Below are 8,014 nucleotides of genomic sequence, written 5' to 3' on the forward strand. Positions count from 1 at the left end.
TCGACGAAGCCAACACGCCGGTCCTCGTGCAAGGTCTCGCCGAAGGCCGTCACGACGCCGTGTTCTTCCGCCCCGGCCGCACGACGCTGACCGAGCTGGACGGCATCGCGGTCCAGCGCCTGCCCGACGAGCCGATGAAGATCGTGCTGCCCTCGGCGCATCCGCTGGCCGCGCGGCGGCGGCTGCCGCTCGCCGCGCTCGCGAACGAGCCCTTCGTGCTGGTGCCCGGTCCCGCGGGCATCACGCTGAACGAGGAAATCGTGCGCGCGTGCGCCGAAGCCGGCTTCAGTCCGCGGCTCGCGCAGCCCGCGCCGCAGATCGCCTCGGTCGTGAATCTGGTGGCGGCGGGCCTCGGCGTGTCGATCGTGCCCGCGGCCATCGCGCAGGTGCAGGTCAAGGGCGTGCGTTATCTCGACGTGACCGGCGTGCGCATGAGCGCGAAGCTCTCGCTAGGCTGGCGCGAAGGCGATACCTCGGCGACGCTTCGGCAGTTCGTCGCGCTCGCGCAGCACGCCGGACGCGACTGAGGCGAAAAAAACGCGGGCGTTCGGGTACGCCCAACCGCGTCACGCACCGAGCCCGCGCCGCGACCCGATGCTATGCTTGACGCCGCGCATTCCCGCAGACAGGCACATCTCCGAAGGGGCCGGGCACGATGCAGCGCAGCGCGCAGGACACCGCGAACCGCACGCCGGTGCGCGTTCTCTCCAGCATGATCATGAAGCGGCCGCATCTCGTGGTCACGCTCTGCTTTGGCGTGGCGATGCTGCTCGTCGCGCTCGTCGGTCTGCGCCAGCTCTACAACATGACGCGCTACGACCTGCAAAGCCGTCTGCGCGATCTGCAGGTGCGCGCCGTGGGCGTCGACGCGCTGATCGAAGCCGAACGCCGCCGCCTCACCTTCCTGCGCAATTACGCCGAACACGTGCTCGCGGCCGCGCCCGAGGCGCGCAGCAGCACGTTGGACCCCGCCGTGCAGCACGCGCTGCAGGCCAGCACGCAAGTCGCCTGGCAGACGACCGGCGAAGTGAACGGGCCGCCCGTGTTCGGCACCAACGCCGCGACGCTCGCGGGGCTGCCCGGCTTTCATCGCGACGACGTCGATCTGCCCGGCGACATCGCGCTCGCCCGCTCGCTCAGTCCGCTCGTGGACATCAGCCAGCACGCCGACGCCGTGCAAAGCACCGTCGCCTTCATCTCGACGAACGGCGTCTTCGTAATCTCGCCCGAACAGCACGACATGAGCGTGCCCGCGCTGCTGCGCCGCTTCAGCACGATGAACTACTATCGCGGCCAGCTGCCCGACCGCAATCCATCGCGCGACGTGCTCTGGACGCCCGTCTACACGGGTCTGCAAAAAGGCGACGCCATCTCCACGCTGAGCGCGCCCGTCTATCTGCACGACCGCTTTCGCGGCGCGGTGGTGATGGACATCACGCAGTCGCGTCTGCTTTCGCTGCAACTCGCGACGGCCAATCCTGGCGATGCGCTCGAAGATGCGCCGCCGGTCGAATTCGGCCTCCTGAACAACAACGGCAACGTGGTCTACTTCCGCAACGGCGTGCTCACCGAGGAACGTCCGCATCGTTTCAGCCTCGCGCTGCTGCAGATCGCGCGCGATTCGACCGACCGCTGGATGCAGCGCGGCTCGGGCTACATCGAGCGGCGCGGCGACTACCTGCTGTATCAGCGCATCGGCCAGACGCACTGGATGCTGATGGCCGCCACCGACGACCGCGAGCTCACGCTCACCGCCGCGCGCCGCGTGTTCAGCAGCCCGCTGATCGCGGCGTGGGCCGTGCTGGTGTTGCTGCTCGTCGGCACGCTGTTTATCGTCAAGAATATTTTCGGCAATTATGTCGAGGCGAGCGGACGGCTCGAAACGCTCGCGCGCAGCGATCCGCTCACGGGCCTCGCGAATCGCCGCCGTTTTCAGGAAGCGTTTGCCGAAACCGTCGAACGCGCGCAGCGCGCCGACGACGCGCGTCACGCCAACGCGGAAAATGCAGGCGCCGCGCCCGATCGCTCCGCGCTCGCCATGCTGATGCTCGACATCGACTACTTCAAGCGCGTGAACGACCGCTACGGTCACGCAGCGGGCGACGCCGTGCTCACCTTGCTCGCGCAGATCCTGCGCGCGAACCTGCGCGGCGTGGACGTGCCCGCGCGCCTCGGCGGCGAGGAATTCGCGGCGCTGCTGCCGGGCGCCGATCTCGCGACCGCCAGCGCCGTGGCCGAGCGCGTGCGGCTCGCGGTCGAGGTCCACGCGCAGCATTTCGCCGGACCGGCGAGCGCCGCGCATCCGGAGTCGATTCCGTTCACGGTGTCGATCGGCGTGGCGGTCTGTCCCGCCGACGGCCCCGCGCACTACGAACCGCTGCTGCAGGTCGCCGACCGGCGGCTCTACGTCGCGAAGGAAAGCGGGCGCAACCGCGTCGTGATCGCCGATCCGCAGACGCTCGGCGCGTAGCGCGGGCATGCGAGGGCAAACGCAGGCACCATTCAGGGCACGATGCGGTGTTCGCATTCCTGCATGAATTCGCGCGTGCTTTGCCAGGCAAATTCATGCGCGACGAATCGCCCGAATCATGCGCCCGTGCGCGGGCGCGCAGTGCCGGATCGGCCCAACGCGAAAACCGCTAACATCGGGCGCAACGCTTCACCCTCGCGTCCGCTCCCCGCATGAAACGACGATTGACCGCGCTGACGACGTTCTGTCTCGTGGCGCTTGCCCTCTCGGCAACGCTCGCGGCGGTGACGTACGCGTCCGATGCCGTCGTCGAGCGCAATCAGCGCCAGCAGGTCGACGAATATTCGCGCCGCGCGCTGATGCGCGCCGAACTCGTCACGAACGAAGCCGTCTCCGCCCTGCACGCGCTCACGAGCCTCGACAGCACGCCGTGCACGCCCGCCCATCTGCAGGCGCTGCGGCAAACCGAGGAGCAGTTCCGCTACATCCGCAACGTGGCCTGGACCGACGGCCAGACCATCCGCTGCTCGTCGCTGCACGGCAACGTCGAACGCACGCTGCCGCCGGCCGAATGGTCGTATGGCGGCGGCTTCAGCGCGTGGCATTCGGAAATCGGCAAACGCGGCAATGAAATACGCATGCTGAACATCCGCCTCGGCGCGCATATCGTGGTGATCGATCCGCGCTTCTATCTCGACATCGTCCCGCTCGACGACACCATCGAAATCGCGCTGCTCGAATCGGGCGACGGCACGATCATCACGCGCTGGCCACGCGCGAATGCCGAGCTCGTGCAGGCCGCCTTCACGCGCGAGGCGGGCAAACCCTTTTTCGAAAAGCGCTATTACGTGGTCGAGCGCTCGCGCCGCTATCCGATTGCGGTGATCGCCTACGAGCCCGCCGACCGAGTGCGCCCCGACATGTTCGCGCAACTCAGGCTCTTCGCCGCGCCCGCGCTGCTCGCGAGCGGCTTGCTGACCTGGCTCGTGCTGCGCTGGCGGCGCAAGCTGCGCACGCCGCGCAGCGCCCTGCTCGAAGGCATCCGGCGGCGGCAGTTCGCGGCGTGGCTGCAACCGATCGTCGATCTGCAAAGCGGACGCTGCGTGGGCGCCGAGGCGCTGGTGCGCTGGACGCTCGCCGACGGCACCGTGATCGCGCCCGACAGCTTCATCCCGATGGCCGAATCGCTCGGTCTGATCCAGGCGATCACCGACCGCGTGATCGAGTCGGTGTTCGAGGGCGCGGGCGCGCTACTCGCGAAGCGCCGCGACCTGCACGTGTCGATCAACCTCACGCGCGACGACCTGATTTCCTCACGCGCGCTGGAAACGCTGCAAAGCGGCTTCGCGAAGCACGACGTGCGCCGCGACCAGATCTGGTTCGAATGCATCGAGCGCGCGTTCATCGACGCGAGCGAGGCCGCGCCCGTGCTGCAACGCTATCGCGACGCGGGCCACAAGATCCTCATCGACGATTTCGGCACCGGTTATTCGAGTCTTTCGTATCTGCAGGACCTGCCCGTGGACGGCATCAAGATCGACAAGGCCTTCGTCAACGCGCTCGCGACCGGCGCGGAAGTGAACGCGATCGTGCCGCACATCATCGGCATCGCGCACGAACTCGGGCTGATGATGATCGCCGAGGGCGTGGAGGTCGAGCAGCAGGCCGAGTATCTGCGCGAGCGCGGTGTGCAGTTCGCGCAGGGCTGGCTCTACGCGAAAGCCATGCCCGCCGCCGAGTTCGCGCGCTGGGTCGAGGCCGCGCAGACGTCCGGGCCTTCCGGCCCTTCCGCCGCGAAGCGCGAGGACGAAGCGGCGGCGCACGCCGCGCCGCGCGCCTGATCCGCGCCCATTTCCAACATATTGACCACAAATTCCAACTTAGTGGATAATGCGTCCACTATGTCAGAAACCAGCCCGACCGACACCGGCATCAACGAACGCATCGCCCAGCGCGTGCGCGAATTGCGCGCTGCGCGCGGCTTCACGCTCGAAGCGCTCGCCACGCGCAGCGGCGTCAGCCGCTCGATGATCTCGATGATCGAGCGCGGTTCGGCCAGCCCCACGGCGGTCGTGCTGGAAAAACTCGCGTCGGGCCTCGGCGTGTCGATGGCGAGCCTGTTCGGCGGCGCGAGCGAATCCGCGCCCGCCGAGCCGCTCGCGCGCCGCGACGCCCAGACGCAATGGCGCGACCCGCAATCGGGCTACACGCGCCGCAGCCTTTCGCCGGCCAACTGGCCTTCGCCCATTCAGCTCGTCGAAGTGGACTTCCCGCCCGGCGCGCGCGTGGCCTATGAAACCGGCAGCCGCGAGCACGTGTTTCATCAGCAGGTCTGGCTACTCGAAGGCCGCCTCAATGTCGAACTCGGCGATCAGTTGCACGCGCTCGAAGCGGGCGACTGCCTCGCGATGCGGCTCGACCAGCCGCTGATTTTCAGCAATCCGGCTTCCCAGCCCGCGCGCTACCTCGTTGCCATTTGCGACGCGCGCGGCAATTGACACGGCGCGGCGTCGCCGAAATCCCATCACGCTTGCACAGGAATCCTTATGAATACCGAATCGCCGCGCGACAGCGTGAAGTTCATCGAATGCACCGAGGCTGAACACGCGGCCGCCATTCTCGAGATTCTGAACGACGCCATCGTCAATTCGACCGCGCTGTACGACTACAAGCCGCGCGCGCCGGAAGCGATGCGCACGTGGTTCGAGGTCAAGCGCGCGAACGGCTTTCCCGTCGTCGGCGCGGTGGACGAAGCAGGCACGCTGCTCGGCTTCGCGAGCTGGGGCGCGTTCCGTCCGTTCCCGGCCAACAAGTACACGGTCGAGCACAGCGTCTACGTGCATCGCGACTCGCGCGGCCTGGGGCTCGGCGAGCGCCTGCTGCGCGAACTGATCCGCCGCGCGCAGGAAAAGGAATTGCACGTGCTGGTGGGCTGCATCGACGCCACGAACGCCGCGAGCATCGCGCTGCATACGCGCCTTGGCTTCACGCACTCGGGCACGATCAAGGAAGTCGGCTTCAAGTTCGGCCGATGGCTCGACGCGGCGTTCTACCAGCTCAATCTGGCCACGCCCGCACAGCCGGTCGACGGCTGAATGGTCTGAACGCCGGACCTCGCCGGCGCGAACGGCTGATTCGCGGCGGCGGGTTTGCTGAGCACGGCGCTGTCGTAGCCGCGGCCCGCGAAGCGCACGACATCGACGAGACTGAAACCCTGCGCGCGATAGAACGCAATCAGATCGGCGGCCGGAAACGGCGTGTCGAGCGCGAGTTGCGTGCAGCCGCGCGCGGCGGCCCAATGCGAGGCGAACGCGAGCAGCGCACGGCCGATGCCGCGACTCTGCCACGTCGGCTCGATACCGAACTGATGCACCGACGCCACGCCGCGCGAACGATACTGCTCGCAAGGCGATGCGCCGTCGCGGCCCTCGAGGGTCAGCGTACCGACGATCCGCCCGCTGCACACCGCCACGAAACAATCGCCCGCCAGCGCGCGCTGCCGCGTGGCGCCCGCACCCTGATCCGCGCACGCGCAATGCAGCCCGAGCGACGCAAGCCGCGCGAAGGCGCGGTGCAACAGTTGCGTAAGCTGCTCCCACGAATCGCGCTGCGGATCGAAGCGCCGCAACACCAGACGGCCCATGCCAGGCGGCGTGCAGACGATGCGTTCGTCGCGTTCGTGGTGTCGTTGCGGGGCGCGGCGTGGGGACATGGCCTCTCCTGTCGTTGTCCTGAACCGAAGTCTAGGGTCGGCTCCGGCGCGCCTCAAGCAAAAATCCCGTAAAAATCGTGACGATTCATGACAATGGCGCGTGTTTTTTATCGCACAAATTATTTCGCCATCCGAACTAAATTATCGAAGCGGAGCGATTCGCCCGTCGGTGAGACAATAGCGCCACCGACCACACGGAGAACGACGATGGCGCACGGCGAACACACGTACACAGTGAAAGTCCAATGGACCGGCAATCGCGGCAGCGGCACGAGCGGCTATCGCGACTACGACCGAGACCACCTGATCGAATCGGCCGGCAAGCCCGCGATTCCAGGCTCGGCCGATCCCGCGTTTCGCGGCGACGCCGCGCGCTGGAATCCCGAAGATCTGCTCGTCGCGTCGGCGAGCGCCTGTCACAAGCTCTGGTATCTGCATCTGTGCGCCGACGCGGGCATCGCCGTGCTCGACTACGTGGACGAAGCGCAAGGCACCATGATCGACACCGCCGAGGAAGGCCGTTTCAAGGAAATCGTGCTGCATCCGCGCGTGACGATCCGCGCCGGCGACGACCGCGCGCGCGCCGAACATCTGCATCACACGGCGCATGAGAAATGCTACGTCGCCAACTCGGTCAATTTCCCGATTCGCTGCGAGCCGGTCATCGTGCAGGCGGACGCGTAAGCCGCGCGATCACGCCCGCGCGCTCGCGAGATAGGCGTCCAGTCCGCTCGCGAGCGCATCGAACACGGCCTTGCAGCGGCGATTGCCGCGCAGGTCTTCGTGCATCGTGATCCACACCGGCAGGCGGATCGCGAACGCACGCGGCAACACGCGCACGAGCGAGGCGTCGCGCCGCGCGATGCCGACCTGGCACGCGCCAATGCCGCAACCGGCGCGGATCATCGCGAACTGCGCGACGTCGCTGTCGGTGCGCAGCGCGAACGCCTCGCGCTTCCAGAACGGCCACTTGCGCGTCGCCTCACGCACGAAGGGCGTGACCGTGTCATAGCCGATCAGCGCGAACTGCGGCAGGTCGGCGAGCGTGCGCGGCGTGCCATTGGCGTCGAGATAATCGGCGCGCGCGTGCAGCCCCACTTCCGTTTCGCCGATACGCCGCGCGATCAGCATCTCCTGCTGCGGCTGCGTCATGCGCACGGCGATATCCGCTTCGCGCTGCAGCAGATCCTGCACGCGGTTGGTCGCGACCAGTTCCACCACGAGTTCGGGATGCGTGCGCCGCACTTGCGCGAGGATGGGCGGCAGCACTTCGATGCCCACCACTTCGCTCGCCGAGACGCGCACCACGCCGCGCATGCCGTCGCCCTGTCCCGCGGCCGCGCGTTCGAGCGCGGCCGCCGTGGAGCGCATCGCTTCGGCGTGACCGCGCAATGCGCGCGCCGCTTCGGTCGGCAAAAAGCCTGCGGGCGAGCGCGTGAAGAGCGGCTGACCAAACGCGGCTTCGAGCGCGACCACGTGCCGCCCCGCCGTGGGCTGCGTGATGCCGAGCGCGCGCGCCGCGCCCGAGAGCGAGCCCTCGGTGAGCACCGCGAGGAAGGTCCGGTAGAGTTCCCAGTTCAGATTCGAGGCCATACAGAAATGTATAGCCGATAGTCCATCTTCGGCAATTTTTTATGATCGCCGATCCGCGCAGAATGCAGCCATCGAATCCACAACGGAGAACGGCAATGGCGGCAATTCCTGACACGGCGCGCACCGCACTGGTGCTGGGCGCGAGCGGCGGTATCGGCGGCGAAGTGGCGCGCCAGTTGCGCCGCGCGGGCTGGCAGGTGCGCGCGCTCAAGCGCAACCTCGGCGGTGCGGCTGGCGAG

At 67.7% G+C, this 8,014-nt stretch carries 9 protein-coding genes; 7 read left to right on the forward strand and 2 right to left on the reverse strand.

The window, feature by feature from the left end:
* The 5 genes from G3N97_RS33735 to G3N97_RS33755 all read left to right on the forward strand — a co-directional run.
* Positions 1-527, forward strand: a 527-nt coding sequence (locus G3N97_RS33735; protein ID WP_241031003.1) for a LysR substrate-binding domain-containing protein, incomplete at its 5' end; no start/stop codon positions are given.
* A 128-nt stretch (positions 528-655) separates the two neighbouring features.
* Positions 656-2,470: a diguanylate cyclase gene (locus G3N97_RS33740; protein ID WP_205997218.1), complete on the forward strand. Its 1,815-nt coding sequence runs from the start codon at positions 656-658 to the stop codon at positions 2,468-2,470.
* A gap of 212 nt (positions 2,471-2,682) precedes the next feature.
* Entirely contained in the window at positions 2,683-4,311 is a 1,629-nt protein-coding gene (locus G3N97_RS33745; protein WP_205997219.1) for an EAL domain-containing protein, read from the forward strand.
* A gap of 60 nt (positions 4,312-4,371) precedes the next feature.
* On the forward strand, positions 4,372-4,968 hold the full coding sequence (locus G3N97_RS33750; protein WP_205997220.1) for an XRE family transcriptional regulator: 597 nt from the start codon (positions 4,372-4,374) through the stop codon (positions 4,966-4,968).
* A gap of 48 nt (positions 4,969-5,016) precedes the next feature.
* Positions 5,017-5,565, forward strand: a complete 549-nt coding sequence (locus tag G3N97_RS33755; protein WP_205997221.1) for a GNAT family N-acetyltransferase — start codon at positions 5,017-5,019, stop codon at positions 5,563-5,565.
* Here the strand turns inward: G3N97_RS33755 and G3N97_RS33760 are convergent.
* Complete coding sequence (locus G3N97_RS33760) at positions 5,520-6,113, reverse strand: GNAT family N-acetyltransferase (RefSeq protein ID WP_205997223.1); 594 nt, start codon at positions 6,111-6,113, stop codon at positions 5,520-5,522. The genes G3N97_RS33755 and G3N97_RS33760 overlap by 46 nt on opposite strands.
* 276 nt (positions 6,114-6,389) lie before the next feature.
* Here G3N97_RS33760 and G3N97_RS33765 point away from each other — a divergent pair, with 276 nt between their 5' ends.
* Positions 6,390-6,866 carry an OsmC family protein gene (locus G3N97_RS33765; protein ID WP_183040063.1) on the forward strand — a complete coding sequence of 159 codons (477 nt, stop codon included), beginning with the start codon at positions 6,390-6,392 and terminating at the stop codon, positions 6,864-6,866.
* 9 nt (positions 6,867-6,875) lie between these two features.
* On the opposite strand, the gene G3N97_RS33770 is transcribed toward G3N97_RS33765, so the two are convergent.
* Positions 6,876-7,775 (reverse strand): LysR family transcriptional regulator, encoded by a 900-nt coding sequence (locus tag G3N97_RS33770; protein WP_205997222.1) that lies wholly within the window; start codon positions 7,773-7,775, stop codon positions 6,876-6,878.
* 95 nt (positions 7,776-7,870) lie between these two features.
* Between G3N97_RS33770 and G3N97_RS33775 the strand changes: the two genes are divergently transcribed.
* A partial coding sequence (locus G3N97_RS33775) for an NmrA family NAD(P)-binding protein (RefSeq protein ID WP_205997224.1) occupies positions 7,871-8,014 on the forward strand: 144 nt, incomplete at its 3' end.

It is taken from the genome of Paraburkholderia sp. Ac-20347 (assembly GCF_017104805.1).
In the GTDB taxonomy this organism is placed as follows: domain Bacteria; phylum Pseudomonadota; class Gammaproteobacteria; order Burkholderiales; family Burkholderiaceae; genus Paraburkholderia; species Paraburkholderia tropica.